Source organism: Mesorhizobium caraganae, from assembly GCF_016836705.1.
Lineage (GTDB): Bacteria > Pseudomonadota > Alphaproteobacteria > Rhizobiales > Rhizobiaceae > Mesorhizobium > Mesorhizobium caraganae.
Map to the genome: position 1 here is coordinate 127,121 of NZ_JAFCGY010000010.1, position 26,380 is coordinate 153,500.

The window sequence follows — 26,380 nt, forward strand, 5'->3', positions numbered from 1 at the left end:
AGCGCTTTGCCGGAGATGACGGCATGAACACGTCATTGCCTCTGAGCCACCGCAGTGGACGGCTTTTGCTGCGCAGGCCTGTGGAGACTGATCTGGATTTCCTGGTCGATCTCTTTTCGCGCTGGGAAGTTGTCGCTCATCGCCCCGCTCCTGTTGCAGACACACCTCAGCAGAGCGCTGCCAGGCTTGCCCGCGACATCGGCCATTGGGACAAGCATGGCTATGGCCGCTGGGCGGTCGAGGCTGATGGAAAGCTGGTCGGCTTCGGCGGCGTCACGCTATCGGCGGATTTCGACGGCCTGAACCTGTCCTACCATCTTCATCCGGAAAGCTGGGGATATGGCTATGCCACGGAACTCGTCACGGAAGCCCTGCATGCCGCGTTCGGTCCTCTGCATGCCGACCGGGTCATTGGCCTCGCCCGCGCCGCCAATCCGGCGTCGCGGCGGGTGCTGGAGAAATGCGGCTTCGCCTTCGAGCAGGAGGTGATGTTGCACGGCGCGCCAACAATGCTTTTTGCGCTGGCACGACCGCGCTGGATCCGTATTTCAGGTCCCGCCGCATAGAGCCGAGCGCCCGGCCCCGACAGGGACCGAGCGCATTATTCCGCGGGAACGGCGGCCGCGTCGCATCCGTCCAGCTCGCATTCATGGGTGGCCAGGCTTCGCTGTCCGGCGAGCACCGTGACCAGAGCGATAGTGCCGGCAGCGACCGAAACCCAGAACCCGTTCCGGGCGCCGAACTCGTCCACCACCGCGCCGGCGGCAAACGAGCCCAGCGCCATGCCGATGCCGATGCCGGTCATCACCCAGGTGATGCCCTCGGTCAGCATCGCTTCCGGCACATGCCGCTCGATCAGGCCGAAAGCGGTGATGAAGGTCGGCGAAATCGCCACGCCGCTGACGAACACGGTCAGCGCCAGCAGCGGCACGGTGCCGGCCGTCAGGGGTAGCAAAGTGCCGAGCGCGACAAGAGCGACCGCGATGGCCAGTTGGCGCTGCAGCGGTGCTTTCAGATTGAGCGCGCCGACAACGAGGCCGAGCACGAACGATCCCAGCGCATAGACCCCGATAACGAGGCTGGCGGCGCCCGGTTGGCCGAGCTCCTTGGTAATCGCCACCGTGCTCACTTCCGTCGTGGCGAAGGTGGCGCCGACGAAGATCAGGGCAAAGGTGATGATCTGCACCGGCCGCAGCCGGATTGCCGAGCCGCTCGTGACATGATCCACCGGCCGCACTTGCGGCTCGGTCGAGCGCTGCAGGATGAAAGCTGTGGAGCCGATGGCGAGGAACAGCGTGCTCACCAGAACACCAGCTTCGGGGAAGAGGGCGGCGCTCAAGCCCACCGACAGCGATGCGCCTGCGATGTAGACGAGTTCGTCCGCAGCCGACTCGAAGGCGAAAGCGGTGTTCATCTGCGGCCGGCCGCGAAAAATCTCGGTCCAGCGCGCGCGCACCATGGCCGGCATGCTGGGCATGGCGGCAGCCGCCAATGCCGACACGAACAATGTCCATAGCGGCCAGTCCTGATTGGCTGCCGCAATCAGCATCGCAAAGGCGATCACGGTGACGATGGTGGTGGGAACAACGATACGCGTCTGGCCGAGCCGGTCGACCAGCCGTGAGATTTGCGGTGCAACGAAAGCATTGCTCAGCGCGAACGTCGCCGCGACGGCGCCGGCCAGCCAGTATTCGCCATGCGTTTGCGACAGCATCGCCACAATGCCGATCGGCGCCATGGCGATCGGCAGGCGCGCCAGGAAGCCGGCGCTGGCAAAGCCCTTGGCTCCGGGGGCACGAAAGATTTCGGCGTAGGGGTTTTGCATTGCGGGCTCCTCGACAAAGGCCAATTCAACAATTACATACGATGCGTATGATTGTAAGATAGCGCATACGCGACGTATGTCAATTGGCATACGATGCGTATGTGAATAGGGCCAGAACCATGCACAGACCCCGCAAGGAGATGATCGCCGAAACGCGCGCCAAGCTGATCACGGCTGCCCGCAATGCCTTCGGTACGATCGGCTATGCCGAGGCGTCGATGGACGATTTCACCGCCTCGGCCGGGCTGACGCGCGGCGCGCTCTACCATCATTTCGGTGACAAGAAGGGGCTGCTGCAGGCGGTCATCGCCGAGATCGACGGCGAGATGGCGGTTCGCATAAATGAAATCGCGTCGAAAGCGCCGACCCGCTGGCAGCATTTCGTCGACGAATGCACGACCTATATCGAAATGGCGCTGGAGCCCGAAATCCAGCGCATCATGTTCCGCGATGGTCCGGCTGTGCTCGGCGATCCAGCGCAATGGCCGAATGCCAACGCCTGCGTCGGTTCAATGACCGATCATCTGACCAGTCTGCAGCAGGAGGGGGTGGTCGTCCCCGGCGTCGACCCCGAAACCGCCGCGCGGCTGATCAACGGCGCCAGCAGTCAGGCAGCACAGCGGATCGCCAATTCGAACGACCCCGAAGCGACGTCGAAGACCGTGGTGGCGGCCTTCAAACAGTTGCTCGAAGGGTTGCTGAAGAAGCAGGGTCCGCAGTCGGTCTGAAATCTCACCGCCGAGACCCGGCATTTGCCGAGATTGACAATTTTCGGCCCAGGCTCATCCTCCCCAGCCATCTCTGAGGGGAGATTCGGGCGCATGTGGGATTTCGAAATCGGCAGGTCGGTGTCCATCATGATCAGGACATGGCCGTTCATCGTCTTTCGCATGATCGTCTATTTCGGCATCACGCTGGCCTATATCGTGGCGACCGGCAGCGGCGCCTCCGTCGGCTATGGCGTCGGCCACATCTCCACCGATCCCGACGGGCCGTTGTCCTTTGCACTCTGGGGCGGCATCGTCGGCATTGGCGTCGTTTCGATCGCGCTTTACTGGATCCGCGAATACATCCTCTACGTCGTCAAGGCCGGCCATATCGCCGTCATGGTCCATCTGATCGACGGTAGGGACGTTCCCAATGGCCAGGACCAGATCGCCTACGCCAAGGATGTTGTGAAGGAGCGCTTCGCCGAGGCCAACATCCTTTTCGTGCTCGACCAGCTGGTCAAGGGCGCCATCCGCGCCATCACCGGTCTGATCGGCGGCATCGCCACCTTCCTGCCCATTCCGGGTCTCGGCGGCCTGGTCGCTTTCATCAACACGGTCATCCGCCTGTCGCTGACCTATGTCGACGAGATCATCCTCGGCTACAACATCCGCATCAACTCGTCCTCGCCCTTCGAGACGGCGCGGCAAGGCGTCGTGCTCTATGCCCAGAACGGCAAGACCATGGTCAAGAACGCCGTCTGGCTGGCGGTCATCATGTGGGGCGTGTCCTTCGTCATCTTCCTGCTGATGCTGGCGCCGGCCGCCGCCATCATGTGGCTCATTCCGGGGCAGCTCGGCGGCTGGGCCTTCGTGCTGGCGATCCTGCTGGCCTGGGCCTTCAAGGCGGCATTCATCGAACCCTTCGCCATCGCCTGCCTGATGCAGGTTTATTTCAAGACCATTGAAGGTCAGGTGCCGAACGCCGAATGGGACCAGCGGCTGGCCGAGGCGTCGTCCAAGTTCCGGGAGCTCAGGGACAAGGCGCTGGCCTCATTCGGCGGCTCGCGCTGGACGCAGCCAAGCACCTAAACCCTGTTGAACGTCGGGGCGGCGCGGCGTCAAACCATGGTCAAAGCGGCCGGGCGCGCCTATATCGGGTCATGGTCACAAGGCTCTACACCCATCCGATCTTCCTCGAACATCTGACGCCGCCCGGTCATCCGGAGCGGCCCGACCGCTTGCGCGCCATCGAGCGCGTGCTCGACGACGAGGTCTTTGCGGCGCTCGACCGGGTCACGGCGCCGCAAGGCGACGAGGCCACCATTCTCTATGCCCACCCCGAGGATTTCGTCGCCCGCGTCCGCGCCGCGATCCCCGAGAGTGGCATTGCCCCGATCGACGCCGACACAAGCGCCAGCCCGAAAAGCTGGCAAGCGGTGGTCACCGCCATCGGTGCGGCCAATGCCGCCGTCGACGACGTCTTCGAGGGTCGTGTCGCCAACGCCTTCGTGGCCGCGCGTCCGCCTGGCCACCACGCCGAAAAGACCACGGCGATGGGGTTCTGCCTGTTCAACACCGCGGCCATCGCGGCGCGCTATGCGCAGAAGAAACACGGCGCCGAGCGCGTCGCCATCGTCGACTGGGACGTCCACCACGGCAACGGCACGCAGGACATTTTCTGGGACGATCCGTCGGTGCTTTACTGCTCGACGCACCAGATGCCGCTCTATCCCGGCACCGGCGCCAAGACCGAAACCGGCGCCGGCAACATCGTCAACGCGCCGCTGGCGCCACAGACCGGCTCGGACATGTTCCGCGATGCCTTGCTGTCGCGTGTCCTGCCGGCGCTCGACAATTTTGCGCCTGACCTGATCATTATTTCCGCCGGCTTCGACGCCCACCATCGCGACCCGCTGGCCGAGATCAATCTCGGCGAGGACGATTTCGACTGGGCGACCGGCCAGTTGCTGGAACGCGCCGGGCGCCACAGCGGCAACCGGCTCGTCAGCCTGCTCGAGGGCGGCTACGATCTGCAGGGATTGGCATTTTCGGTCGCCGCCCATGTCGGGCGGCTGATGAAGGGATAGAGTATGGCTGGCGAAGCAAATGAAGACGTCAAGGCGATGAGCTTCGAGCAGGCACTCGACGCGCTCGAAAAGATCGTCGATGATCTCGAACGCGGCGACGTGCCGCTCGATCAGTCGATCAGGATCTATGAACGCGGCGAGGCGCTGAAGGCCCATTGCGACCGGTTGCTGAAGTCGGCCGAAGACAAGGTCGAGAAGATCAGGCTGTCGCGTGACGGCAAGCCGGTGGGAACCGAGCCGCTCGACGCGGAGTAATTTGTCAAACGGGGCGGGCAGAGAAAGCAGGTAAGGAGTTCAAGCATGTGCAGAAACATCAAGACCCTGTTCAACTTCGATCCGCCGGCAACCCATGACGAGATCCGCGACGCCGCCCTTCAGTTCGTGCGCAAATTGAGCGGAACGACGCGCCCTTCGCAGCGCAACCAGGCGGCCTTCGACCGCGCCGTCGAGGCGATTGCTGAATCGGCGCATGAATTGCTGCATTCGCTGGAAACCACACACCATCCGCGCAATCGCGAAGAGGTGGCAGCCAAGGCAAAAGCCAAATCGGCGCTGCGCTTCGCCTGAGGATATCCAGATGAGTTTTTTCCCCGGCCGGGACCCTGAGCCTGGCGACGCCTTCGCCAGCGACCAGATTGAGCTGATGGTCATTCCGAACGCCAAGGACATTGACGGTTTTCAGGTTCGCCGCGCTCTACCGACGGCAAGGCGGCGGCTGGTCGGTCCCTTCATCTTCTTCGATCGCATGGGTCCGGCCATATTGCGCGCCGGCCAGGCGCTCGATGTCCGGCCGCACCCGCATATCGGGCTTTCCACCGTCACCTATCTGTTCGACGGCAAGATCAGGCACCGCGACTCGCTCGGCAACGAGATGGTCATCCAGCCGCGCGACGTGAATTTGATGACCGCCGGCCGCGGCATCGTTCATTCCGAGCGCACGCCCGAAGAACTGCGCGGCGCGCCGATGTCGGTCTCCGGCCTGCAGACCTGGCTGGCGCTGCCCGACGGCAAGGAGGAGGTGGCGCCGGTGTTCGAGAACACCGCGGCGCTGCTTCTGCCCGAAATCGACGCCGAAGGCGTCAGCGGCCGCGTGGTGATCGGCGATTTCCAGGGTTTGCGCTCGCCGGTAAGAGCCGACACCGAGACACTCTACGCCGATCTGCGCCTCGCGCCCGGCGCCAGCGTGAAAATTCCAGCCGACGCCGAGGAACGCGCCATCTACACGCTGGATGGCGATGTCTCGATCTCGGGCGACCGTTTTCCGGCCGAGCGGCTGCTGGTGTTCCGGCCCGGCGACGAAATCGTCGTCTCATCCGAACGCGGCGCCCATTTCATGCTGTTTGGTGGGGCTTCGCTGGGGTCGCCACGCCACATCTGGTGGAACTTCGTCTCATCGTCGAAGGAGCGCATCGAACAGGCCAAGCAGGAATGGAAGACGGGCCGCTTCGATATCGTTCCTGGAGATGAGGAAGAGTTCATTCCGTTACCGGACAATTAACGCCAGCAACACCCGCGTCACTGACACGCATTTACATTCGGCGGGCGGAGGCATATTTCGCCCATGATCAACGCGCATGAACGAAAATAGCTGGGCAGGCTCCTAAACAGTGAACGCAACGCTGCATACGCCGCTTCTCGACAAGGTCCGCATTCCAGCCGACCTGAAGAAGCTTGACGAAAGCGAGCTGCCGCAGCTGGCCTCGGAGCTGCGTGCCGAGCTGATCGATGCCGTCTCGCATACGGGGGGGCATCTCGGCGCCGGCCTCGGTGTCGTCGAACTGACCGTGGCGCTGCACTATGTTTTCAACACGCCGGAAGACCGCGTGATCTGGGATGTCGGCCACCAGGCCTATCCGCACAAGATCCTGACCGGCCGCCGCGACCGCATCCGCACGCTGCGCCAGGAGGGCGGCCTGTCCGGCTTCACCCGGCGCGCCGAGAGCGAATACGATCCGTTCGGCGCCGCGCATTCCTCGACCTCGATTTCCGCCGGCCTCGGCATGGCCATGGCGCGCGACCTCTCGGGCGGCCACAACAATGTCATTGCCGTCATCGGCGACGGCGCGATGTCTGCCGGCATGGCCTTCGAGGCGCTGAACAATGCCGGCGCGCTCGATGCCCGGCTGATCGTCATCCTCAACGACAATGACATGTCGATCGCCCCGCCGACCGGCGCCATGAGCGCCTATCTGGCGCGGCTCGCGTCGGGCAAGACCTATCTCGGCCTGCGCGATTTCGGCAAGAAACTGACCTCCTATCTCGGCAAGCGCGCCGATCGCGCCATCACGCGGGCGGTCGAACATGCGCGCGGCTACGTCACCGGCGGCACGCTGTTCGAGGAGCTCGGCTTCTACCATATCGGGCCGATCGACGGGCACAATCTCGAACATCTGATCCCGGTCTTGAAGAATGTCCGCGACAATGCCGACGGCCCGGTGCTGATCCATGTCGTGACTCAGAAGGGCAAGGGCTACGGCCCGGCCGAGGCCGCGCCCGACAAATATCATGGCGTCAACAAGTTCGACGTCATCACCGGCGCGCAGACCAAGGCGCCGGCCAATGCGCCGGCCTACACCAAGGTGTTCGCCGAAAGCCTGATCCAGGAAGCCCGTGCCGACGACCGCATCGTCGCCGTCACCGCCGCCATGCCGAACGGCACCGGCCTCGACCTGTTCGGCGAGGCGTTTCCCGCCCGGACCTTCGATGTCGGCATCGCCGAGCAACATGCGGTGACCTTTGCCGCCGGCCTCGCCACCGAAGGCTACAAACCCTTCGCCGCCATCTATTCGACCTTCCTGCAGCGCGCCTATGACCAAGTCGTCCACGACGTGGCGATCCAGAAACTGCCGGTGCGTTTCCCGATCGACCGGGCCGGCTTTGTCGGCGCCGACGGCGCCACCCATTGCGGCGCCTTCGACACCACCTTCCTGGCGACGCTGCCGGGCTTCGTCGTCATGGCGGCCGCCGATGAGGCGGAGCTTCGCCACATGGTGCGCACCGCCGCCTATTACGACGAAGGCCCCATTGCCTTCCGTTATCCGCGTGGCAACGGTGTCGGCGTCGACATGCCGGAGCGCGGCTCGGTGCTCGAAATCGGCAAGGGCCGCATCGTCAAGGAAGGCACCAAGGTGGCGCTCCTGTCCTTCGGCACCAGGCTGCAGGATTGCCTGATCGCCGCCGAGGAACTCGGTGCTGCTGGGCTGTCGACGACGGTTGCCGACGCCCGTTTCGCCAAGCCGCTCGATGAGGATCTGATCCGCCGGCTCGCCCGTTCGCACGAAGTGCTGGTGACGGTGGAAGAGGGCGCTGTCGGCGGCTTCGCCAGCCATGTGCTGCAGTTCCTCGCCCATGAAGGCCTGCTGGAAAGCGGCCTGAAAGTGCGCCCGCTGGTGCTGCCGGACGAGTTCACCGACCACGCCAAGCCGGAAAAAATGTATGCCGACGCCGGGCTCGATGCCGCCGGCATTGTGCGCACCGTGTTCGTTGCGCTCGGCCATTCCGCGCGCGCGCAGCGCGCCTGAATCAAAATCTCACGCCTTTGAAGCGGTTTGCCGGCTTCTAAAGCAATTCCAGGAAAAGTGTGAAGCGGTTTTCCGTCCGGAATTGCGTCAAGCGCTCTAGCCGTAACGCTCTGTTAACGCTTCTGTTTGGCGTTTCGCTTACCGTGTCTTTTGGCCGTTTTTCAACGCCGCCCTGCTAGAACCCGACCAAGGCAGGGAGTTAAAAAACAATGCGAACGCTTCTGTGCGGCGCGGCCCTTTTGGCTGTCATCGCCGCGCCGGCCGTGGCCGAAACCCGCTATGACCGCAAGCTCGAACAGGCGGTGGTCGAGATCGTCGCCGGCAAGATGGGCAACATCAGGGGCGGCTTCTCCTACAAGCAGGTGCCGCAGCTCGTCGTCGTGCCGGACGTACCGGCTGCGCCCGTCGAGAGCTCGCCCAAGCAGGCTTTCGGCGACGCCGGTGACGGGCTGACGCCCGCCGTCGAGCGTGAGGTTTCGCGCACCATTTTCTAGAACCACATATCGCGCACAGCGCCCATCGCGCGGCAGATCGTCAAAAGTGTCCAGCCCGTCGAAATGATCGATCGGCAGGTCCGCGACCGCCTCGGGCGGCGCCAGCCTGACATTGACGGCGATCCGCGTGCGGCCGCTGTCGCTGCTGCGCAAGCCGCGCCAGGCAAGCACACAGGCACAGGTCGGGCAAAACAGGATCTCGAAAGACGGCGTCTCCTTGCCGGCCCGCGTATAGGAACGCAGAGGTCCCGCAACGCGGATGCGCTCGTCGACAAAATCATAGGCCCACAGCGTGCCGTAGCGGCGGCAAAGCGTGCAGTTGCAAGCGGTGATCGGGCCGGGGTCGCCCTCCAGGGTCCAGTGGGCGGCGCCGCAATGGCAGGTTCCCGTCAGCATTCCTCCTCCTCCGCATTGCCCGGGCCATCCCGAGCAGGCATCTTGCCGGACTGGGTGCGATTATCAACCGGCGGCGGGCCGGCCAGCTTCTCTCGCCTCTCTCATCCAATGTCCTTGCCTTCGTGACCGGCTTTCGCCATGAAGGCCGATGAACTCCCCTCTGCCAGCCAGCACACGCCAGCGGCTCGACGAATTGCTCGTCCAGCGCGGCCTGTTTGCAAGCCGCTCGCGCGCCCGCGACGCGGTCGAGCGTGGAACTGTCTCAGTCGACGGCGTGGTCGCCCGCAAGCCCGGCCAGACCGTCCTGCCGCAATGCCTCATCGTCATCGACGATCCCGCGCAAGGCTATGTCTCGCGCGCGGCGCTGAAGCTGATTGCGGGGCTCGACCATTTCAGTCTTGATCCCTCGGGCTCGGAAGCCCTTGATATCGGCGCCTCGACCGGCGGCTTCACGCAGGTGCTGCTCGAGCGCGGTGCGGTCCACGTTACGGCCATCGATGTCGGCCACGGCCAGATGCATCGCGATGTCTCGTCCGACCCGCGCGTCACCGTGATCGAGGGCTTGAACGCCCGCGAGCTCACGGCCGCCGATCTCGGCGGCCGTATCCCGGATTTCATCGTTTCCGACGTCAGCTTCATTTCGCTGAAACTGGCGATGCCGCCGGCGCTTGCCATCGCCAGGCCGGGAGCGCGTGCCGTGTTCCTGGTCAAGCCGCAATTCGAGGCCGGCCGCGAGGCGATCGGCAAGGGCGGCCTGTTGAAAGACCCTTATGACGCCGCCCGCGTTGCCGGCCTGCTGCAGGAATGGCTCGAAGGCGTCCCTGGCTGGCGCACACTGGGTCTGCACATGTCGCCGATCGAAGGCGGCGACGGCAACCGCGAATTCCTGCTCGGTGGGATCAAGGACCGATGAGCACGCGCTTCACCATCAAGAGACTGGGCTCGCAAGGCGATGGCGTCGCCGAGACGGAAACCGGCGAGCTGTTCATTCCCTTCACGCTGCCCGGCGAAACCGTCACCGCGGCGCGCGAGAGGGATCGCGCCACGCTGATGGCGGTGCTGGAAGCCTCGCCGCGGCGCATCGACCCGGCCTGCCGGCACTTCACCGAATGCGGCGGCTGCGCCGTCCAGCATCTCGAGGCCGACGCCTACCACCAGTGGAAACGCGACAAAGTCGTGCACGCCTTGAAAGGCATTGCCGGCGACATCGGCGCATTGGTGCCGTGTGCACCACACACACGCCGCCGCGTTGTGCTTGCCGCCCGGCGCACCGACACCGGCATGCTGCTTGGCTTCCATCGCCATCTGTCGCCGGAAATCATCCCCATCGAGGAATGCCCGATCTCGCTGCCGGAGATCGTCGCAGCACTCGATCGCTTGCGATCGGTCGCCGACCTGGTTTGTGCCACCACCAAGTCGTTCCGCATGGTGGTCACGGTGACGGGTTCGGGCCTCGACGTCGCGGTCTATGAGTCAGGCAAGCTGGGTGAGAACCAGCGCCGGGTCGCCTCCAACTTCGTCATGGCCAACGGTTTTGCCCGGCTTTCGATCGACGACGAGATCGTCATCGAGCCGAAAAAACCGGTGGTCGTGTTCGGCACAGTCGCTGTCGCCGTACCGCCCGGCGCCTTCCTGCAGGCAACCGAAGCCGCCGAACAGGCGATGGCCGATATCGTTGGCGGACATCTGAAACGCGCCAAGAAAGTCGCTGATCTGTTCGCCGGCTGCGGCAGCTTTGCGCTTCGGCTGGCGGCGAAATCCGAGGTGCATGCGGTCGAAGGCGATGCGGCCGCCCTGTCGGCTCTCGACCGCGGATCACGCTTCGCCACCGGCCTGAAGCGGGTAACCGGCGAACGCCGCGACCTGTTTCGGCGCCCGCTGACGTTCAAGGAGCTGAACGCCTTCGACGGTGTCGTCTTCGACCCACCGCGCGCCGGCGCCGAAGACCAGTCGAAGCAGATCGCCCGCTCCGACGTGCCGTTCGTCGCCGCCGTCTCCTGCAACCCGGTGACGCTGGCCCGGGATTTACGCATCCTCATGGATGGCGGCTACGTGCTGAAAAGCGTCACGCCGATCGACCAGTTCCTCTGGTCGCCGCATGTCGAGGCGGTGGCGCTGCTGGAGAAGCCAAAGAGACGGCGGTAGCCGCAGCCTAGCTTGGCGACATCCGCTTCGGCGTGCCGCCGCGTTGGTTGATCGACACCCAATTGTTTGGGTTCTGCCGCGACTGGCGTTTCAGGAAATAATAGCCCGTCGCGTTCCAGGGCCTGATCTCATCGACCAGATTGTCCAGGACAAGATCGCCCTTGTCGGTCTTCACCGTCAGGATGGTGTGGCCTTCATTGTTGAGGTCGCGCACCACCGTCATCAACAGCGCCTGCCGGGGGAAACCTGCCTGCAGAAGAAGCTTGCGCTTGTAGAGCGCGTAGATCTTGCAGTCGCCCTTGCCGTCCACAGGATAGTCCCAGTGGTCTTCCATGGTGCCCCAGTGATCGAAATTGCTGATGGGCTTGATGGACCTGTTCGCCTTCTGATTGACCCGCTTGAGGATGCTCAGCTTCTGCGCGGTCAGCTTGACGTCGGCGGCCGGCAGAGCGGGCACCTTGCACTCTTTTGGCCGGCGATGGCAGAAATCGACCCAGCCGTAGGGGACGCTGGTGCTTCCGCCCACGGCGGCGGCGGATTGCGTCGACCGTGCCTTGAACCATGTCGACTGTGCCGCCGCCGTGCCGGCATGCAGCGCTGTCGCGCCAATCAACGAAACGAAGCCAAGGAGGAGAGCCAGGACGCCGGGCCGCATTGCCATCACCAACACCGCAACGAGAAGCTGGGTACGGCGTTTGTGCACAAACGCCGTACCCAGGCAGTTCAACAGTTACTAATTTCCTAATGTGAATTGTGTTCGCTTCAAGGTGCCGGCTGAGATTTGAAGTTGGAAAATAGCCCGCGCATTCAGGGTGACGTCGAGCGGCAGGCCGCTACCGGCGCGCATCTTTGCTATGCTTCCTGCACGCCATCATGTCCGGCCGCCTTTGCAGCCTTCAGGAAACTGCGGTCAAAGGTTGCAAAGCCAGCACAATGAGCTGCTTTCCCCAGATGCAGCGCATCTGCAAAATCCATTCCCGCTTCGGACAGATCGAGCGCAGAGGAGACAATCGCAGCGTCTTCCAGTTCAACCGTGGGCAACCCGCCGAACCGTCGCAGCGCGCCCACGATCGCGGCTTGGCCATAGCCATAGGCGCTGCGCAGCACCCATTCGGCCTCCAGGACTACCGTGACGGCGACAAAGACGGGTTGACCATCGATCAGCCGCCGGGCTCGCGGGGACTGCTCCGGATCGTCGTTCGTCAAATACCTGACGATAACGTTGGTATCAATCGCGAGCATTGCGCCGCCGGGCTTCCGCAAGGACGGCCGCGTCCATCTCCTCCAGAGTCTTCGGCCTGCCACTGTGCGGTAGGACACCGAAGACATCTTCTGGTCGCGTCGGGGCAAAGGCCGGCGCCAATTTCAAAAGCACTCCGTCCGGCGTATCTTCGACCTGCAGGCGTGTGCCCGCACCCCAATCTTTGCGCTTCCGGATCGCGCTGGGCAGGATTACCTGTCCCTTGGTGGAGACGGTCGTTGTAAGTTTTTCTGTAGCAGCCATCGCGCACGCCTTTGTGTAAGACAAAGGTAAGATATCCTTATTGCGTCAGCTGTTCCAGCCTGGCGGATTGGCACCTCAAACCCTGGTGCCGCCCACCGTCATCTGGTTCATCCTGAGATGCGGCTGGCCGACGCCGACCGGCACGCCCTGGCCGGCCTTGCCGCACATGCCGATGCCGTTGTCGAGCTTCATGTCGTTGCCGATCATCGACACACGGTGCATGGCGTCCGGCCCGTTGCCGATCAGCATGGCGCCCTTGATCGGCTGCGTCACCTTGCCGTTCTCGATCATGTAGGCCTCGGTGCAGCCGAACACGAACTTGCCTGAGGTGATGTCGACCTGGCCGCCGCCGAAGGAGACGGCATAGATGCCGTTCTTGACCGAGGCGATGATCTCGTCCGGCTCCATGTCGCCCGCCGTCATGTAGGTGTTGGTCATGCGCGGCATCGGCTGGTGCGCATAGCCTTCGCGCCGGCCGTTGCCGGTCGGCTTCATGCCCATCAGCCGGGCGTTCTGGCGGTCTTGCATGTAGCCGACGAGCTTGCCGTCTTCGATCAGCACGTTGCGGGCGGACGGCGTGCCTTCATCGTCGACGGTGAGCGAACCGCGCCGCTCGGGCATGGTGCCGTCATCGACGACGGTGACGCCCTTGGCCGCCACCTGCTGGCCGAGCAGGCCAGCGAAGGCCGACGTCTTCTTGCGGTTGAAATCGCCTTCCAGCCCGTGGCCGACGGCCTCGTGCAGCATGACGCCCGGCCAGCCGCTGGACAATACGATGTCGAACGTGCCGGCCGGCGCCGGGATGGCTTCGAGATTGACCAGCGCCTGCCTGAGCGCCTCTCGTGCCGCATGCTTCCAGCTGTCCTCGACCAGGAACTCGCCGAACGCCTTGCGCCCGCCCATGCCGTAGGAGCCGCTTTCCTGGCGGTCGCCATCGCCGACCACGACGGAGACGTTGATGCGGACCAGCGGGCGGATATCGCGCACCATCTGGCCGTCGGCGCGGACGATCTCGACATGCTGCCAGGACGCGGCGAGCGAGGCCGTCACCTGGCGTACGCGCGGATCCTCGGCCCGCAGCCAGGCGTCGATTTCCTGCAACAGCTTGGCCTTGACCTCGAAGGAAGGCGAGGGGATCGGGTTCTCGTCGCCGTAGAGATGGCGGTTGGTGCGGGCGGGTGCCGCGGCAAGGGTGCCGGAATAGCCGCCCTTGACGGTCGACACCGCGTCCGCCGCGCGCAGCAGCGACGCTTCGGAGAGGTCGCTGGAATGGGCGTAGCCGCTGGCCTCGCCGGCCACGGCGCGCAGGCCAAAACCCTGGTCGGTGTTGAAATTGGCGGTCTTCAGTTTGCCGTTGTCGAACATCAGCGCTTCGCTCTCGCTGTATTCGAGGAACAGCTCACCGTCATCGGCGCCGTTAAGGGTGTCGGCGACGATCCGCTTGATGCGATCGTCTGAAATGTCGAATTGGCCGATCAGGCTGTTCATGGTGGATCCTTCAACAACGGTTTCACCGCATGTAGGCGCCGGGGCGCTGTTCGGCAATCTCCGCGACGGAAACACAGAAGCCCCTAAGTCAGCCGCCGCGCCATCATGATTTCGTCAATCTCCCGGCCTTCGTAAAGAAAGCCGGCGGGGATGCGGCCGATTTCATGAAAACCTTCGCGTTGATAAAATCGCGTTGCCGCCGGATTTTCCGCGCTTACCGCCAGTTCGACCTGCCTGATACCCAATCTCCGGGCATGGTCGAGCAAAAAATCGAGCATCGCAACGGCACGCCCGCCGCCGCGCTCTGTGTCGCGCACATAAACCATGATGATGGTGGCGCGGTGCGCCATCTTGCTGGCCTGCTGCCGCATCAGGCCCATTATGCCGACGGGTTCATCGCCGCTGAGGCTGACGACAACCGGGTTGTTCGTTAGGCGCTGCCGCCATTCCTCATCCGGCAGACTTTCCCAATCCGCAAGCCTGCTGGCGAAGGCCTCGGGGCAAACACGCAAAGCCTCCAGGCGAATTCGCTTGAAGGTCTCGAAATCGTTGGGAGCGAGCAGCTTCAGGGCCACGGACAATTGGGCTCACGGCAGGGCGGCAAAACCGTCGGCGAAGCCTTTGAGGTCGACGGGGATGCCGATGCCTTCTTCCGGCGTCTGGAAGACGATGAAGGTGGCCGACGTCCCGGTCTTCAGCGTGTCGAGCAGCGGCTTTTCAAGAATGACCTCGGCATAGCAGCCGTCCTGGAAGCAGCGCACGAAATAGGCGCGGCCGATATCCTTGCCGTCGACATTGAGGCCGAGCCCGTTGGGCAGCAGCACGCCGAGCGGCGCCAGCACGCGCAGGATCTCGGCCTTGTTGTCGGCGGTGCGCAGCACCACGACCGAAAGTCCCATTTCCGGGCGATCCTCGGCGACGACGTTTTGCATCATCACGCACTGTTCCGAGGTGGCGCCGGCCGGCGTGTCGCAGATGATCGACCACGCGCCATGCGTCGACTTGACCGTGCCGCTCGGCTGCGCTGCATTGGCGATGCCGGTTGCGGACGAGCCGATACCGATCAGGGCGGCGAGAAAGATGACCTTCGCCCCGCTTCTCGAAAGCCAGGAGTTTCTCGAAAGCCAAGAGGTCATGACGGCTCCATTAGCGAATCACGGCACTTTAAGCCGCGCCAAGGCCAAGTAAAGGATAGGGCGACCGCCGGTCAGCCCCGGCAAGCGCAATAATGCGCTTTTCCCTAGCAAATTCGCCCGAATTGCGACCGTCGGGCGCATTCCGGCCACAAGCCCGCATAGCCCATCTGTCGACGATCCGCGCAAGCCGCGAGGCCGTTGAAACGGCGCGCTCGCGCTTGCGCGCAAAAATGCCGCACGGTTTTGGCCGCTCCTTTCTTGCGGAGGGAAATAGAGTATGGTTTGAACCAGCCTTGGGACTGTCCGGGATTCCCATCCCGGCGATGTACGATATTCCTGCGCCACGACGGCAGGGAACCGGGAGATGATGACGGCGATGAGAAAATTCCCAACAAGCGCCAAATTGATGGCAACAGCAGGCGCTGCCGCCGCATTTTTCGCCGGTGCCTCCGCTCATGCGGCCCAGCCGCAGCCATGGGAAATGAGTTTTCAGCCGCCTGCGACCGACATGATGCGGCAGATCGAGTGGTTCGGGAACTACACGATGTGGTTCGTCGTCCCGATCACCGTGCTGGTTCTGGCTCTGCTTGCCTGGTGCATCTTCAGGTTCCGCGCCAGCGCGAACCCGGTTCCGTCCAGGACCAGCCACAACACGCTGATCGAGGTTATCTGGACCGTCGGGCCGGTCGTGATCCTGCTCTTCATCGCCATTCCCTCGTTCCAACTTCTGACCGCGCAGTACACGCCGCCGGAAGAGGCCAAGCTGACCGTCAAGGCGACGGGCAATCAGTGGAACTGGGACTATGAGTACCAGACCGAGAACACGCTCTCCTTCAACTCGGCCATCCTTCAGGATGCCGATCGCGCGGCGATCGGCAAGGAAGACCGCAAGGTCTATCCGCGTCTCCTGGCGGTCGACAACGAGCTGGTGGTGCCGGTCAACACCATGACCCGTGTCCTGGTCACCGCGACCGACGTCATCCACTCCTTCGCCATGCCGGCTTTCGGCATCAAGATGGACGCTGTCCCCGGCCGCACCAACGAGACCTGGTTCAAGGCGGAGAAGGAAGGCCTCTATTACGGCCAGTGCTCGCAGCTCTGCGGCAAGGACCACGCCTTCATGCCGATCGCCATCCGCGTCGTCTCCGACGCGCAGTACAAGACCTGGCTGGCAGCAGCCAAGACCGACCTTCCCGGCGCCAACAAGGCGCTGATGGCCGAGGTCGACGGTACCAACAAGGTAGCGGCCGCCGGCAATTGATGCCGCGGGTTAGCAAGAATTAGGGAACGGAGCCGACCATGGCAGAAGCTGCAGCTCACGACGACCACGACCACAAGCCCTATCATGGCTGGGTCCGGTGGGTGTACTCCACCAACCACAAGGACATCGGCACGCTCTATCTGATCTTCGCGATCTTCGCGGGCATCGTCGGCGGGGCGCTTTCGGTCGTCATCCGCATGGAGCTGCAGGAGCCCGGCATCCAGATCTTCACCGGCCTGGCGCAGATGGTCTACGGCATGAACGGCGATGCCGCCATCGACGGCGGCAAGAGCATGTACAACGCCTTCGGCACCGCGCACGCGCTGATCATGATCTTCTTCATGGTCATGCCGGCGCTGATCGGCGGCTTCGCCAACTGGATGGTGCCGATCATGATCGGCGCCCCCGATATGGCCTTCCCGCGCATGAACAACATCTCGTTCTGGCTGCTTCCGCCGGCCTTCATCCTGCTCATCGCCTCGGCCTTCATGCCGAGCGCGCCCGGCGCCTACGGCGTCGGTGGCGGCTGGACGCTTTATCCGCCGCTGTCGACCTCCGGCCAGCCCGGACCGGCCATGGATCTGGCGATCCTGTCGATCCACATTGCCGGCGCCTCGTCGATCCTCGGCGCCATCAACTTCATCACCACCATCTTCAACATGCGCGCGCCGGGCATGACGCTGCACAAGATGCCGCTGTTTGCCTGGTCGGTGCTGATCACCGCCTTCCTGCTGCTGTTGTCGCTTCCGGTGCTGGCCGGCGGCATCACCATGCTGCTCACCGACCGCAATTTCGGCACCACCTTCTTCACCCCGGATGGCGGCGGCGACCCGCTGCTGTTCCAGCACCTGTTCTGGTTCTTCGGCCACCCCGAGGTGTACATCCTGATCCTGCCGGGCTTCGGCATCATCAGCCACATCGTCTCGACCTTCTCGAAGAAGCCGGTGTTCGGCTATCTCGGCATGGCTTACGCCATGGTCGCGATCGGCGCCGTCGGCTTCATCGTCTGGGCGCACCACATGTACACGACCGGCCTGTCGCTCGATACGCAGCGCTACTTCGTCTTCGCCACCATGGTCATCGCGGTGCCGACGGGCGTGAAGATATTCTCCTGGATCGCGACGATGTGGGGCGGGTCGATCTCGTTCAAGACGCCGATGCTGTGGGCGCTCGGCTTCATCTTCCTGTTCACGGTCGGCGGCGTCACCGGCGTCCAGCTCGCCAATGCCGGCCTCGACCGCTCGCTGCATGACACCTATTTCGTCATCGCTCACTTCCACTACGTGCTTTCGCTGGGCGCGGTGTTCGCCATCTTCGCCGGCTGGTACTACTGGTTCCCGAAGATGACCGGCTACATGTACTCGCCGGTGATCGCCAACACCCACTTCTGGGTCACCTTCGTCGGCGTCAACCTGATCTTCTTCCCGCAGCATTTCCTCGGCCTCGCCGGCATGCCGCGCCGCACCATCGACTATCCCGACGCGTTTGCCGGCTGGAACATGGTGTCGTCCTACGGTTCCTATATCTCGGCCGTCGGCGTGGTGATCTTCCTCTATGGCGTCTTCGAAGCCTTCCAGAAGAAGCGGGTGGCCGGCGCCAATCCATGGGGCGAGGGTGCAACCACGCTCGAATGGCAGCTGCCTTCGCCGCCGCCCTTCCACCAGTGGGAACAGCTGCCGAAGATCAAGTAAGGCAGCCCGAATACGAAACCGCCGGCCCGCCGGCGGTTTCGGCCAACGGAATGATTGGACTCAACTACGCATGGCCCTGGTCGACGACCCATTGATTGACGAAGCGGGCTTTCGAATTTCGGAAGCCACGGCGGGCGACTTTTTCGCCCTCTTGAAGCCGCGCGTCATGTCGCTGGTGGTGTTCACGGCCTTTGTCGGCATGGTGGCGGCGCCCGTGACCGTCAACCCGCTGATAGCGATGGTCGCAATCCTGGCGATCGCCATTGGCGCCGGCGCCTCGGGCGCGCTCAACATGTGGTACGACGCTGACATCGATGCCGTGATGAGCCGGACCGCCGGCCGCCCGGTCCCGTCCGGCCGCATCCTGCCCGGTGAAGCCCTGAGTTTCGGCCTTGTGCTGTCGGCGTTGTCGGTGATGACGCTTGGCGTGCTGGTCAATTGGCTGTCGGCGGCACTGCTCGCCTTCACCATCTTCTTCTACGCCGTCGTCTACACGATGTGGCTGAAGCGCTCGACGCCGCAGAACATCGTCATTGGCGGTGCCGCCGGCGCCATTCCGCCGGTGATCGGCTGGGCGGCGGTAACCGGAACGGTCAGCTTCGAAAGCCTCGTCCTGTTCCTGATCATCTTCCTGTGGACGCCGCCGCATTTCTGGGCGCTGGCGCTGTTCAAGTCCGACGACTACGCCAAGGCCGGCATTCCGATGATGCCCAATGTCGCCGGCCAGGCCTCGACACGCCGCCAGATCTTTGCCTATGCGCTGATCCTTGCGCCGATCGGCGTGCTGCCCTGGGTGCTCGGTTTCACCACCGCGGGCTACGGCATGGCTTCGCTGGCGCTCGGCGCCGGCTTTGTCTGGTATGCCTGGAAAGTGCTGCGCATGACCGATGACGACCGCGTCATGAAGCCGGCCAAGGCGCTGTTTGCCTATTCGCTGCTCTACCTGTTTGCGATCTTCGCCATCTATCTGGCCGACTGCGTCGTCGGTCGCGCTCTGGCCATCGGTGGAGCATGACCATGATCGACAAGAAGCTTGAACTGGTCACGCTGACCGAGCGCCAGCAGAAGGCGCGGCGCAACCGTTCGGCCGCGATCGGCCTGGCGCTGGCGGCGCTGGTTGTCGTTTTCTACGTCATCACCATCGTCAAATTCGGCCATACCGGATCGATGTGAGGCCGACGATGACCCGCCAGACCATGACCGACCCCGGGAAGAAAAACACCAACCGCGTGGTCGCCGCCGTCTGCGTCGCCTTCTTCGGCGGCATGATCGGCATGGCCTACGCCGCGGTGCCGCTCTACAAGATGTTCTGCCAGGCCACCGGCTATGGCGGCACCACGCAGCGCGCCGAGAAGCAATATGCCGGCCGCATCCTCGACCGCGACATCACTGTACGCTTCGACGCCAACACCAATGGCATTCCCTGGCAGTTCCAGCCGGTCGCCCGCTCGGTCACCATCAAGATCGGCGAGACCACGCAGGCGCATTACAGCGCCACCAACAAGTTCGACCGCGCCGTCACCGGCCGCGCCACCTTCAACGTGCAGCCGGAGCTGGCAGGCCCTTACTTCAACAAGGTCGAGTGTTTCTGCTTCACCGACACGACACTGAAGCCCGGCGAGACGCTGGACATGCCGGTCGTGTTCTATGTGGATCCAGACATCGTCAACGTGCCGGAACTGAAGGACTTGAAGACGATCACCCTGTCCTACACCATGTTCCCGGTCGAAAAGAACAAACCGGTCGCTTCATCGGCGCCGGACAGCACCACCAAAGTTTCAGATACCGAAGCAAATCTCGGGGGTTGATATGGCAGACGCGCACGCAAAACCACAACACGACTACCATCTCGTCAACCCGAGCCCGTGGCCCTTCCTGGGCTCCATCGGCGCGCTGGTCACAGCCGTCGGCGGCGTTGCCCTGATGCAGTATCTCAAGAATGGCGATTTCCCGGTCTTCGGCCACAACATCGCCAATCCGTGGCTGTTCTTCATCGGCCTGGTCATCGTCCTCTACACCATGTTCGCCTGGTGGTCGGACACGATCAAGGAAGCGCATGAAGGGCATCACACGCGCGTCGTGTCGCTGCATCTGCGCTACGGCATGATCATGTTCATCGCTTCGGAAGTGATGTTCTTCGTCGCCTGGTTCTGGGCTTATTTCGATGCCAGCCTGTTTCCGGGCGAGGTGCAGCAATATGCCCGCACCGCCTTTACCGGCGGCGTCTGGCCGCCGAAGGGTCTCGAGGTCCTCGATCCCTTCCATCTGCCGCTTTACAACACCATCATCCTGCTTTTGTCGGGCACGACGGTGACCTGGGCGCACCACTCGCTGATCCATGGCGACCGCAAAGGCCTGATTAACGGCCTGGTGCTGACCGTCGGCCTCGGCATGCTGTTCACCATGGTGCAGGCTTACGAGTACATTCACGCGCCGTTCGGCTTCAAGGATTCCATCTATGGCGCCACCTTCTTCATGGCGACCGGCTTCCACGGCTTCCATGTGATCATCGGCACCATCTTCCTGCTGGTCTGCCTGATCCGCGCCATGAAGGGTGACTTCACGCCGAAGCAGCATTTCGGCTTCGAGGCGGCTGCCTGGTACTGGCACTTCGTCGACGTGGTCTGGCTGTTCCTGTTCAGCGCGATCTATGTCTGGGGATCGGCCGGCGCGCTGATCGAAGGCCACTGACGGCTTTCATCGGGGAATCAATCCCAAGGAATCAGAAAGGCGGCCGCGGCAATGCGGCCGCCTTTCTTCTTTTTGGCGCCCATCCATGGTCTGCGGTTTCGGCTGGCTGGGCTGGCTGCTTCAATTGGTCGACTGGACCGATGGCTGCATTGGGGTTACCGACTTCGACTGGATGAAATCTGGGCTATGGTGCCGGATGGAACGCCGATCGAAATTGAGCCGTAGAACATGAGCGAAGACACTATCCATGAGTGAAGATAGGGCGATCTGGCCACCCATCGAGCCGATTTCGGCCGGCCTGCACGGCCGGTGTCCGCGTTGCGGCGAAGGGCGGCTGTTCTTCGGCTTCCTGACCGTCGGCAAGCGCTGCATGAATTGCGGCCTCGACTATTCCTATGCCGATGCCGGCGATGGCCCGGCCGTGTTCGTCATCCTGATCATCGGCTTCATCATCGTTGGGCTGGCGCTGTGGGTGGAAGTGACGCTGAGCCCGCCGCTCTGGCTGCATTTCATCATCTGGATACCGCTGGCGGTGGCGCTTTGTCTGACGGCGCTGAGGCTGATCAAAGGCGTGCTGCTGACGCTGCAATACACCAACAAGGCTGCTGAAGGCCGGCTGGACCACGAGCAATGAGCGAGGCGCTGGCCAAAACCACCGGCCGTTCGCGGCCGAAGACGGCGTTGCTGCTCGGCCTCGGCCTGGTGCTGTTCGTCATCCTGCTGGGGCTAGGCACCTGGCAGGTGCAGCGCCTGCACTGGAAGGAAGGCCTGCTGGCGACCATCGACCAGCGCACCCACTCGGCGCCACGGCCACTGGCGGACGTCGAGAAGGAATTCGCCGCCACCGGCGATGTCGACTACACGCCGGTCACCGTCAGCGGGACGTTCCTGCATTCCGGCGAGCGGCATTTCTACGCCACCTGGGACGGTGACGCCGGCTTCAATGTCTACACGCCGCTGACGCTCGACGATGGCCGCTTCGTGCTGATCAACCGCGGCTTCGTGCCCTACGATCTCAAGGACGCCGCCAAACGCCCGCAAGGGCAGGTGACGGGCAAGGTGACGGTCACCGGCTTGGCGCGCAATCCGCTGCCGGCAAAGCCGTCGATGATGCTGCCCGACAACGATGTGGCCAAGAACATCTTCTACTGGAAGGACCGCGACGTCATGGCGGCAAGCGCCGGCCTGCCCGCGGGTGCCGTGCTGGTGCCGATCTTCATCGACGCCGACAAGACGCCGAACCCCGGTGGGCTGCCGGTCGGCGGCATCACCATCATCGATCTGCCGAACTCGCATTTGCAATATGCGTTCACTTGGTATGGCCTTGCCGCCGCCCTTGCCGCGGTTCTCGTCATCAGGTTGCGCCGCCCGGCAAAGCCTGAATGATATTACAGCGCCGCGCGTCCTTTTGGACGCGCAAAGGACGCTGTAACACTTTTGGTTTGGCGCATGATCCTTTCCGAAAATCGATTCCGATTTTCGGGGTCATGCGCTGCTGCCCTTGACAGGGCAGGGGTGCACACCTCATTTCGCCTCTGAACAACCGGCCCGGATTAGATGCTTCACACCAAGACCAAGCCTCCTTTGACGATCCGGCTCTGCCAGCCGCGCGGCTTTTGCGCCGGCGTCGACCGCGCCATCCAGATCGTCGTGCTGGCGCTGAAGAAATACGGCGCGCCGGTCTATGTCCGCCACGAGATCGTGCATAACCGCTATGTCGTCGAAGGCCTGCAAAGCCTCGGCGCGGTGTTCATCGAGGAACTGTCGGAGATCCCGCCCGAGCATCGCAAGTCGCCTGTGGTGTTTTCGGCCCATGGCGTGCCGAAATCGGTGCCGGCCGACGCCCAGGCGCGCGAACTCTTCTATCTCGACGCCACCTGTCCGCTGGTGTCGAAGGTGCACAAGCAGGCGATGCGCCACCAGCGACTCGGCCGCCATGTGCTTCTGATCGGCCATGCCGGCCATCCCGAGGTGATCGGCACGATGGGCCAGCTGGCGGAAGGCGCCGTGACGCTGATCGAGACAGAAGCCGACGCCGCTACCTTTGCGCCGGCCAACCCTGAGGCGCTCGGCTTCGTCACCCAGACGACGCTGTCGGTCGAAGACACCGCCGGCATCATCCGGGCGCTGCAGGAGCGTTTCCCGCAATTGCATGCGCCGGCCGCCGAATCGATCTGCTACGCCACCACCAACCGCCAGGAAGCGGTCAAGGACACCGCCGCCGGCGCCGATCTCTATCTGATCGTCGGCGCGCCGAATTCTTCCAATTCGCGCCGACTTGTCGAAGTGGCGGAGCGCGCCGGCGCCACCATGTCGCTTCTCGTACAGCGCGCTTCCGAAATTCCGTGGAATGACATCGCTGACATCTCGACGCTCGGCCTGTCGGCCGGCGCGTCGGCGCCGGAGATCATCGTCGACGAGATCATCGACGCTTTCCGCCAGCGCTTCGAGGTGACCATCGATCTTGCGATCACCGCGACCGAAACGGAGGATTTTCCAGTCATGCGGGTTCTGCGCGATGTCGAACTGACGCGGGCCGATATGGCCTTCGTCAACGGAGCCGCGTGAACAGCCCATGGCGGTCTACACCGATGTCAACGAGGGCGAACTCGGCGCGTTCCTCAGGGCTTATCCGGTCGGCGAACTCTTGTCCTACAAGGGCATTGCCGAAGGCACCGAGAATTCGAATTTTCTGCTGCACACATCGAGCGGCTCCTACATCCTCACGCTCTACGAAAAGCGCGTCGACAAGGCCGACCTGCCGTTCTTCCTCGGTCTGATGGGCCATCTCGCCCGCAAAGGCATTTCCTGCCCGCTGCCGGTAACCGCGCATGACGGCACTGTCATCGGCACGCTGGCTGGCCGCCCGGCGGTCATCATCACCTTTCTCGAAGGCCTGTCGCTGCGGCGGCCGACAGCGGCGCATTGCGGCGAAGTCGGCAAGGCACTGGCCGCCCTGCATCTCGCCGGCCAGGATTTTGCGATGACGCGCGACAACGCGCTGGCCATCGACGGCTGGCGCAAGCTCTGGAACGCCTCACGCGAGCGCGCCGATGAGGTCGAGCCGGGACTGGCCGCCGAGGTGGACGCCGATTTCACCGATCTCGAACGCCATTGGCCGCAGGGCCTGCCGGCGGGCATCATCCATGCCGACCTGTTCCCGGACAATGTCTTCTTCCTCGGCGAAAAACTGTCGGGCCTGATCGACTTCTATTTCGCCTGCAACGACCTCTACGCCTATGACGTCGCCACCTGCCTCAACGCCTGGTGTTTCGAGAAGGATTTCTCCTTCAATCTGACCAAGGGCACGGCGCTGCTGGCCGGCTATCAGAGCGTGCGGCCCTTGAGCGATGGTGAGAAGGCGGCGCTGCCGATGCTGGCGCGCGGCTCGGCGCTGCGCTTCATGCTGACCCGGCTCTATGACTGGCTGACCGTTCCCGATGGCGGGCTGGTCATGAAGCGCGATCCGACCGAATATATCCGCCGCATGCGCTTCCACCGCGCCATCAGGTCACCTTCGGAATATGGACTGACATGACCAAGCAGGTTGAAATCTTCACCGACGGCGCCTGCTCGGGCAATCCCGGTCCCGGCGGCTGGGGCGCCATCCTGCGCTTCAACGGCAAGACCAAGGAATTGTCGGGCGGCGAGGCTGAGACCACCAACAACCGCATGGAACTGCTGGCCGCCATTTCGGCACTGAATGCGCTGAAGGAGCCGTGCGCCGTCGAGCTTCACACCGACAGCAAATATGTCATGGACGGCATCTCGAAGTGGATCCATGGCTGGAAGAAGAACGGCTGGAAGACCGCCGACAAGAAGCCGGTCAAGAACGGTGAGCTCTGGCAGGCGCTGGACGAGGCCAACCGGCGTCACAAGGTGACCTGGAACTGGGTCAAGGGCCATGCCGGCCACACCGAGAACGAACGCGCCGACGAACTCGCAAGGGAAGGCATGGCGCCGTTCAAGAAGGGCTCGGCCGCATCTGCAACCCCGAAGCCTGCAGCCGCGCTGAGGCCGGCCGCGCCGGCCAAGCAGCCGGCGACCCCAAGAGCGCGGCGCTCGACCCAGAGCTATTGAGTTTAGGCTTCCCGGCAGGAAACCTCACCCGTGCCGATTGCATACTACATCACCCATCCCCAGGTTCAGATCGATGCCAACGTTCCCGTGCCGGAATGGGGACTGTCCGAGATCGGACGGGCGAGGGCGTTGGCCATGCTCGAGCAGCCATGGGTCGGCTCGATCCGGCGTGTCGTCTCGTCGGCGGAGCGCAAGGCGATAGAAACCGCTGAGATACTGGCCAGGCAGCTTGGCCTCACGGTCGAGGTGCGCGAACGCATGCATGAGAACGACCGCTCGGCAACCGGCTTCCTGCCACCGCCGGAGTTTGAGGCAGTCGCCGACCGGTTCTTCGCCAATCCGCACAAAAGCATTCGCGGTTGGGAGCGTGCCATCGATGCCCAGCAGCGCATTGTGAGCGAGGTCGAGGCTGTACTAGACGCCGCCGTTGGCGGCGACATTGCTTTCGTCGGCCATGGTGGCGTCGGAACGCTGCTGCTGCTTTCACTCAGCAATCGCCAGATCAGCCGCGAGGCGGATCAGCCGGCCGGCGGCGGCAACTATTTCGCCTATGATATCGGCGCGCGCAGCATCCTCCACGGATGGCGACCGATCGACGGCCGCTGATACGGCCAGAAGCGGCAATCCGCAGTGCAGCAATCGGATTGTTGGGGAGGAGCAAAAGGAGTATTATTTACTACCTTAGAGGAAGAGTAAGATCCTATGGCAAACGTGGAAAAGATAAGCGTGGCCGTGACGCCGCAACAGGCGGCGACCATGCGCGAGGCAGTGGAAGCGGGTGAATACGCCACCACGAGTGAGATCGTGCGCGAGGCGATGCGTGATTGGCTCACCAAGCGCGAGCTTCGACAAGAGGACGTGCGCCGGCTGCGTCAGCTATGGGATGAAGGCAAGGCAAGCGGGAAGCCGGAGCCTGTAGACTTTGACGCGCTGAGAAAGGAAGCTCGACAGCGGCTGGTGAAAGCCTCGTCGAATGGCCGCTAGGGTAGTCTGGTCGCCAGCGGCCAGAGCTGACCTGATTGACATCTATCTGACAATAGGCGGCGAAAGCCTTCGAGAAGCCGACCGCTACTACGACCGGCTGGAGACGCGGGCCATGCAATTGGCCGATCAGCCACGCATGGGCGTGAGGCGACCCGACATCCGTCCCTCAACCCGAATGCTGGTCGAGGCGCCGTTCCTGCTGCTTTACGAAACGATCCCGGATACAGACGACGGCTTAGTCGAGTGCGTCGAGATAGTGCGCGTCGTGGACGGGCGAAGAGACTTGCGCCATCTGTTCTGACCAGAAGCCAGCAATTCTAGGCTTTGGCTTAAAGTCGATTTCATCCCTGGGTGATAGAACGGCGCA

At 63.4% G+C, this 26,380-nt stretch carries 32 protein-coding genes and 2 pseudogenes; 26 read left to right on the forward strand and 8 right to left on the reverse strand.

Translation table 11 applies throughout. The annotated features are described in order from the left end of the window. Positions 1-23: 23 nt before the first annotated feature. Complete coding sequence (locus JQK88_RS18935) at positions 24-566, forward strand: GNAT family N-acetyltransferase (protein ID WP_203279087.1); 543 nt, start codon at positions 24-26, stop codon at positions 564-566. A gap of 35 nt (positions 567-601) precedes the next feature. Here JQK88_RS18935 and JQK88_RS18940 read toward each other — a convergent pair whose 3' ends face one another. Beyond that, complete coding sequence (locus JQK88_RS18940; protein WP_203279088.1) at positions 602-1,825, reverse strand: MFS transporter; 1,224 nt, start codon at positions 1,823-1,825, stop codon at positions 602-604. A gap of 119 nt (positions 1,826-1,944) precedes the next feature. On the opposite strand from JQK88_RS18940, the gene JQK88_RS18945 reads away from it, so the two are divergent. The 8 genes from JQK88_RS18945 to JQK88_RS18980 all read left to right on the forward strand — a co-directional run bounded on the left by JQK88_RS18945 (position 1,945) and on the right by JQK88_RS18980 (position 8,637). After that, a complete protein-coding gene (locus JQK88_RS18945; protein ID WP_203279089.1) occupies positions 1,945-2,553 on the forward strand; it encodes a TetR/AcrR family transcriptional regulator in 609 nt (202 codons plus the stop codon). Between the two features lie 93 nt (positions 2,554-2,646). After that, positions 2,647-3,624: a hypothetical protein gene (locus tag JQK88_RS18950; protein ID WP_203279090.1), complete on the forward strand. Its 978-nt coding sequence runs from the start codon at positions 2,647-2,649 to the stop codon at positions 3,622-3,624. A gap of 71 nt (positions 3,625-3,695) precedes the next feature. After that, on the forward strand, positions 3,696-4,622 hold the full coding sequence (locus tag JQK88_RS18955) for a histone deacetylase family protein (RefSeq protein WP_203279091.1): 927 nt from the start codon (positions 3,696-3,698) through the stop codon (positions 4,620-4,622). Between the two features lie 3 nt (positions 4,623-4,625). After that, positions 4,626-4,877 (forward strand): exodeoxyribonuclease VII small subunit, encoded by a 252-nt coding sequence (locus JQK88_RS18960; RefSeq protein WP_142866766.1) that lies wholly within the window; start codon positions 4,626-4,628, stop codon positions 4,875-4,877. Positions 4,878-4,922: 45 nt separating this feature from the next. Continuing rightward, positions 4,923-5,189: a DUF2277 domain-containing protein gene (locus tag JQK88_RS18965; RefSeq protein WP_181058335.1), complete on the forward strand. Its 267-nt coding sequence runs from the start codon at positions 4,923-4,925 to the stop codon at positions 5,187-5,189. A gap of 10 nt (positions 5,190-5,199) precedes the next feature. Then, positions 5,200-6,120 carry a pirin family protein gene (locus JQK88_RS18970; RefSeq protein ID WP_203279092.1) on the forward strand — a complete coding sequence of 307 codons (921 nt, stop codon included), beginning with the start codon at positions 5,200-5,202 and terminating at the stop codon, positions 6,118-6,120. Positions 6,121-6,229: 109 nt separating this feature from the next. Then, a complete protein-coding gene (gene dxs, locus JQK88_RS18975; RefSeq protein ID WP_203279093.1) occupies positions 6,230-8,143 on the forward strand; it encodes a 1-deoxy-D-xylulose-5-phosphate synthase in 1,914 nt (637 codons plus the stop codon). Positions 8,144-8,352: 209 nt separating this feature from the next. Beyond that, positions 8,353-8,637: a hypothetical protein gene (locus tag JQK88_RS18980; protein WP_203279094.1), complete on the forward strand. Its 285-nt coding sequence runs from the start codon at positions 8,353-8,355 to the stop codon at positions 8,635-8,637. On the opposite strand, the pseudogene JQK88_RS36305 reads toward JQK88_RS18980, so the two are convergent. Beyond that, positions 8,634-9,033: pseudogene (locus tag JQK88_RS36305) on the reverse strand (GFA family protein). The gene JQK88_RS18980 and the pseudogene JQK88_RS36305 overlap by 4 nt on opposite strands. A gap of 148 nt (positions 9,034-9,181) precedes the next feature. On the opposite strand from JQK88_RS36305, the gene JQK88_RS18985 reads away from it, so the two are divergent. Together JQK88_RS18985 and JQK88_RS18990 are read left to right on the forward strand one after the other, a co-directional pair. Continuing rightward, a complete protein-coding gene (locus JQK88_RS18985; protein WP_203279095.1) occupies positions 9,182-9,946 on the forward strand; it encodes a TlyA family RNA methyltransferase in 765 nt (254 codons plus the stop codon). Further along, positions 9,943-11,178 carry a class I SAM-dependent RNA methyltransferase gene (locus JQK88_RS18990; protein ID WP_203279096.1) on the forward strand — a complete coding sequence of 412 codons (1,236 nt, stop codon included), beginning with the start codon at positions 9,943-9,945 and terminating at the stop codon, positions 11,176-11,178. Before JQK88_RS18985 ends, JQK88_RS18990 begins: the two co-directional genes overlap by 4 nt. 7 nt (positions 11,179-11,185) lie before the next feature. Here JQK88_RS18990 and JQK88_RS18995 read toward each other — a convergent pair whose 3' ends face one another. The 6 genes from JQK88_RS18995 to JQK88_RS19020 form a co-directional block, all read right to left on the reverse strand. Then, a complete protein-coding gene (locus JQK88_RS18995) occupies positions 11,186-11,839 on the reverse strand; it encodes a transglutaminase-like cysteine peptidase (protein ID WP_376740433.1) in 654 nt (217 codons plus the stop codon). Positions 11,840-12,030: 191 nt separating this feature from the next. After that, positions 12,031-12,420, reverse strand: coding sequence for a type II toxin-antitoxin system VapC family toxin (locus tag JQK88_RS19000; RefSeq protein ID WP_192256321.1), 390 nt, complete (start codon positions 12,418-12,420; stop codon positions 12,031-12,033). Beyond that, complete coding sequence (locus JQK88_RS19005) at positions 12,407-12,682, reverse strand: AbrB/MazE/SpoVT family DNA-binding domain-containing protein (RefSeq protein WP_142866757.1); 276 nt, start codon at positions 12,680-12,682, stop codon at positions 12,407-12,409. Before JQK88_RS19005 ends, JQK88_RS19000 begins: the two co-directional genes overlap by 14 nt. A gap of 75 nt (positions 12,683-12,757) precedes the next feature. Continuing rightward, positions 12,758-14,170 carry a metalloprotease TldD gene (gene tldD / locus JQK88_RS19010; protein WP_203279097.1) on the reverse strand — a complete coding sequence of 471 codons (1,413 nt, stop codon included), beginning with the start codon at positions 14,168-14,170 and terminating at the stop codon, positions 12,758-12,760. An 83-nt stretch (positions 14,171-14,253) separates the two neighbouring features. Then, positions 14,254-14,751: a GNAT family N-acetyltransferase gene (locus JQK88_RS19015; RefSeq protein WP_203279098.1), complete on the reverse strand. Its 498-nt coding sequence runs from the start codon at positions 14,749-14,751 to the stop codon at positions 14,254-14,256. A gap of 6 nt (positions 14,752-14,757) precedes the next feature. Beyond that, positions 14,758-15,306 (reverse strand): invasion associated locus B family protein, encoded by a 549-nt coding sequence (locus tag JQK88_RS19020; protein ID WP_192256326.1) that lies wholly within the window; start codon positions 15,304-15,306, stop codon positions 14,758-14,760. Between the two features lie 364 nt (positions 15,307-15,670). Between JQK88_RS19020 and coxB the strand changes: the two genes are divergently transcribed. The 15 genes and pseudogenes from coxB to JQK88_RS19090 all read left to right on the forward strand — a co-directional run bounded on the left by coxB (position 15,671) and on the right by JQK88_RS19090 (position 26,314). After that, positions 15,671-16,567, forward strand: coding sequence for a cytochrome c oxidase subunit II (coxB, locus tag JQK88_RS19025; RefSeq protein WP_203279099.1), 897 nt, complete (start codon positions 15,671-15,673; stop codon positions 16,565-16,567). 38 nt (positions 16,568-16,605) lie between these two features. Then, on the forward strand, positions 16,606-18,258 hold the full coding sequence (gene ctaD / locus JQK88_RS19030) for a cytochrome c oxidase subunit I (protein WP_192256330.1): 1,653 nt from the start codon (positions 16,606-16,608) through the stop codon (positions 18,256-18,258). 70 nt (positions 18,259-18,328) lie between these two features. Beyond that, the gene (locus JQK88_RS19035) at positions 18,329-19,273 is read left to right on the forward strand and encodes a heme o synthase (protein WP_192256332.1); all 945 of its coding nucleotides are present in this window, start codon (positions 18,329-18,331) and stop codon (positions 19,271-19,273) included. Then, positions 19,270-19,431 (forward strand): cytochrome c oxidase system small membrane protein, encoded by a 162-nt coding sequence (locus JQK88_RS19040; protein WP_488551028.1) that lies wholly within the window; start codon positions 19,270-19,272, stop codon positions 19,429-19,431. The genes JQK88_RS19035 and JQK88_RS19040 overlap by 4 nt, the downstream gene beginning before the upstream one ends. Positions 19,432-19,439: 8 nt before the next feature. Further along, positions 19,440-20,066, forward strand: coding sequence for a cytochrome c oxidase assembly protein (locus tag JQK88_RS19045; protein ID WP_142866751.1), 627 nt, complete (start codon positions 19,440-19,442; stop codon positions 20,064-20,066). Between the two features lies 1 nt (position 20,067). Next, positions 20,068-20,949 carry a cytochrome c oxidase subunit 3 gene (locus JQK88_RS19050; protein WP_142866750.1) on the forward strand — a complete coding sequence of 294 codons (882 nt, stop codon included), beginning with the start codon at positions 20,068-20,070 and terminating at the stop codon, positions 20,947-20,949. A gap of 94 nt (positions 20,950-21,043) precedes the next feature. Beyond that, a pseudogene (locus JQK88_RS37805) lies at positions 21,044-21,174 on the forward strand (L,D-transpeptidase family protein); the annotation flags it as partial. A gap of 22 nt (positions 21,175-21,196) precedes the next feature. Continuing rightward, positions 21,197-21,583, forward strand: coding sequence for a DUF983 domain-containing protein (locus tag JQK88_RS19055; RefSeq protein ID WP_203279100.1), 387 nt, complete (start codon positions 21,197-21,199; stop codon positions 21,581-21,583). Further along, complete coding sequence (locus JQK88_RS19060; RefSeq protein WP_192256338.1) at positions 21,580-22,335, forward strand: SURF1 family protein; 756 nt, start codon at positions 21,580-21,582, stop codon at positions 22,333-22,335. Before JQK88_RS19055 ends, JQK88_RS19060 begins: the two co-directional genes overlap by 4 nt. Before the next feature lie 171 nt (positions 22,336-22,506). After that, on the forward strand, positions 22,507-23,517 hold the full coding sequence (gene ispH / locus JQK88_RS19065; protein WP_192256341.1) for a 4-hydroxy-3-methylbut-2-enyl diphosphate reductase: 1,011 nt from the start codon (positions 22,507-22,509) through the stop codon (positions 23,515-23,517). A 7-nt stretch (positions 23,518-23,524) separates the two neighbouring features. After that, positions 23,525-24,487: a homoserine kinase gene (locus JQK88_RS19070; protein WP_192256343.1), complete on the forward strand. Its 963-nt coding sequence runs from the start codon at positions 23,525-23,527 to the stop codon at positions 24,485-24,487. Then, positions 24,484-25,029 carry a ribonuclease HI gene (rnhA, locus tag JQK88_RS19075; RefSeq protein WP_203279101.1) on the forward strand — a complete coding sequence of 182 codons (546 nt, stop codon included), beginning with the start codon at positions 24,484-24,486 and terminating at the stop codon, positions 25,027-25,029. The genes JQK88_RS19070 and rnhA overlap by 4 nt, the downstream gene beginning before the upstream one ends. A 30-nt stretch (positions 25,030-25,059) precedes the next feature. Further along, a complete protein-coding gene (locus JQK88_RS19080) occupies positions 25,060-25,635 on the forward strand; it encodes a histidine phosphatase family protein (RefSeq protein WP_203279102.1) in 576 nt (191 codons plus the stop codon). 96 nt (positions 25,636-25,731) lie between these two features. Continuing rightward, positions 25,732-26,013 carry a ribbon-helix-helix domain-containing protein gene (locus JQK88_RS19085; RefSeq protein WP_112563904.1) on the forward strand — a complete coding sequence of 94 codons (282 nt, stop codon included), beginning with the start codon at positions 25,732-25,734 and terminating at the stop codon, positions 26,011-26,013. Continuing rightward, positions 26,003-26,314 (forward strand): type II toxin-antitoxin system RelE/ParE family toxin, encoded by a 312-nt coding sequence (locus JQK88_RS19090; protein WP_203279103.1) that lies wholly within the window; start codon positions 26,003-26,005, stop codon positions 26,312-26,314. The genes JQK88_RS19085 and JQK88_RS19090 overlap by 11 nt, the downstream gene beginning before the upstream one ends. The last annotated feature ends 66 nt before the right edge of the window (positions 26,315-26,380 follow it).

Coding starts and splice junctions, on each gene's coding strand:
- JQK88_RS19060 (WP_192256338.1), top strand. CDS start 21,580: ATGAGCGAGGCGCTGGCCAAAACCACCGGCCGTTCGCGGCCGAAGACG.
- JQK88_RS18950 (WP_203279090.1), top strand. CDS start 2,647: ATGTGGGATTTCGAAATCGGCAGGTCGGTGTCCATCATGATCAGGACA.
- coxB (WP_203279099.1), top strand. CDS start 15,671: ATGATGACGGCGATGAGAAAATTCCCAACAAGCGCCAAATTGATGGCA.
- JQK88_RS18945 (WP_203279089.1), top strand. CDS start 1,945: ATGCACAGACCCCGCAAGGAGATGATCGCCGAAACGCGCGCCAAGCTG.
- JQK88_RS19020 (WP_192256326.1), bottom strand. CDS start 15,306: ATGACCTCTTGGCTTTCGAGAAACTCCTGGCTTTCGAGAAGCGGGGCG.
- rnhA (WP_203279101.1), top strand. CDS start 24,484: ATGACCAAGCAGGTTGAAATCTTCACCGACGGCGCCTGCTCGGGCAAT.
- JQK88_RS19055 (WP_203279100.1), top strand. CDS start 21,197: ATGAGTGAAGATAGGGCGATCTGGCCACCCATCGAGCCGATTTCGGCC.
- JQK88_RS18980 (WP_203279094.1), top strand. CDS start 8,353: ATGCGAACGCTTCTGTGCGGCGCGGCCCTTTTGGCTGTCATCGCCGCG.
- JQK88_RS18985 (WP_203279095.1), top strand. CDS start 9,182: ATGAACTCCCCTCTGCCAGCCAGCACACGCCAGCGGCTCGACGAATTG.
- ctaD (WP_192256330.1), top strand. CDS start 16,606: ATGGCAGAAGCTGCAGCTCACGACGACCACGACCACAAGCCCTATCAT.
- JQK88_RS18935 (WP_203279087.1), top strand. CDS start 24: ATGAACACGTCATTGCCTCTGAGCCACCGCAGTGGACGGCTTTTGCTG.
- JQK88_RS19085 (WP_112563904.1), top strand. CDS start 25,732: ATGGCAAACGTGGAAAAGATAAGCGTGGCCGTGACGCCGCAACAGGCG.
- JQK88_RS18995 (WP_376740433.1), bottom strand. CDS start 11,839: ATGGCAATGCGGCCCGGCGTCCTGGCTCTCCTCCTTGGCTTCGTTTCG.
- JQK88_RS18970 (WP_203279092.1), top strand. CDS start 5,200: ATGAGTTTTTTCCCCGGCCGGGACCCTGAGCCTGGCGACGCCTTCGCC.
- JQK88_RS19070 (WP_192256343.1), top strand. CDS start 23,525: ATGGCGGTCTACACCGATGTCAACGAGGGCGAACTCGGCGCGTTCCTC.
- JQK88_RS19045 (WP_142866751.1), top strand. CDS start 19,440: ATGACCCGCCAGACCATGACCGACCCCGGGAAGAAAAACACCAACCGC.
- JQK88_RS19040 (WP_488551028.1), top strand. CDS start 19,270: ATGACCATGATCGACAAGAAGCTTGAACTGGTCACGCTGACCGAGCGC.
- JQK88_RS18940 (WP_203279088.1), bottom strand. CDS start 1,825: ATGCAAAACCCCTACGCCGAAATCTTTCGTGCCCCCGGAGCCAAGGGC.
- JQK88_RS19000 (WP_192256321.1), bottom strand. CDS start 12,420: ATGCTCGCGATTGATACCAACGTTATCGTCAGGTATTTGACGAACGAC.
- JQK88_RS19005 (WP_142866757.1), bottom strand. CDS start 12,682: ATGGCTGCTACAGAAAAACTTACAACGACCGTCTCCACCAAGGGACAG.
- JQK88_RS19090 (WP_203279103.1), top strand. CDS start 26,003: ATGGCCGCTAGGGTAGTCTGGTCGCCAGCGGCCAGAGCTGACCTGATT.
- JQK88_RS19050 (WP_142866750.1), top strand. CDS start 20,068: ATGGCAGACGCGCACGCAAAACCACAACACGACTACCATCTCGTCAAC.
- JQK88_RS19035 (WP_192256332.1), top strand. CDS start 18,329: ATGGCCCTGGTCGACGACCCATTGATTGACGAAGCGGGCTTTCGAATT.
- JQK88_RS18965 (WP_181058335.1), top strand. CDS start 4,923: ATGTGCAGAAACATCAAGACCCTGTTCAACTTCGATCCGCCGGCAACC.
- JQK88_RS18990 (WP_203279096.1), top strand. CDS start 9,943: ATGAGCACGCGCTTCACCATCAAGAGACTGGGCTCGCAAGGCGATGGC.
- ispH (WP_192256341.1), top strand. CDS start 22,507: ATGCTTCACACCAAGACCAAGCCTCCTTTGACGATCCGGCTCTGCCAG.
- JQK88_RS18960 (WP_142866766.1), top strand. CDS start 4,626: ATGGCTGGCGAAGCAAATGAAGACGTCAAGGCGATGAGCTTCGAGCAG.
- JQK88_RS18955 (WP_203279091.1), top strand. CDS start 3,696: ATGGTCACAAGGCTCTACACCCATCCGATCTTCCTCGAACATCTGACG.
- tldD (WP_203279097.1), bottom strand. CDS start 14,170: ATGAACAGCCTGATCGGCCAATTCGACATTTCAGACGATCGCATCAAG.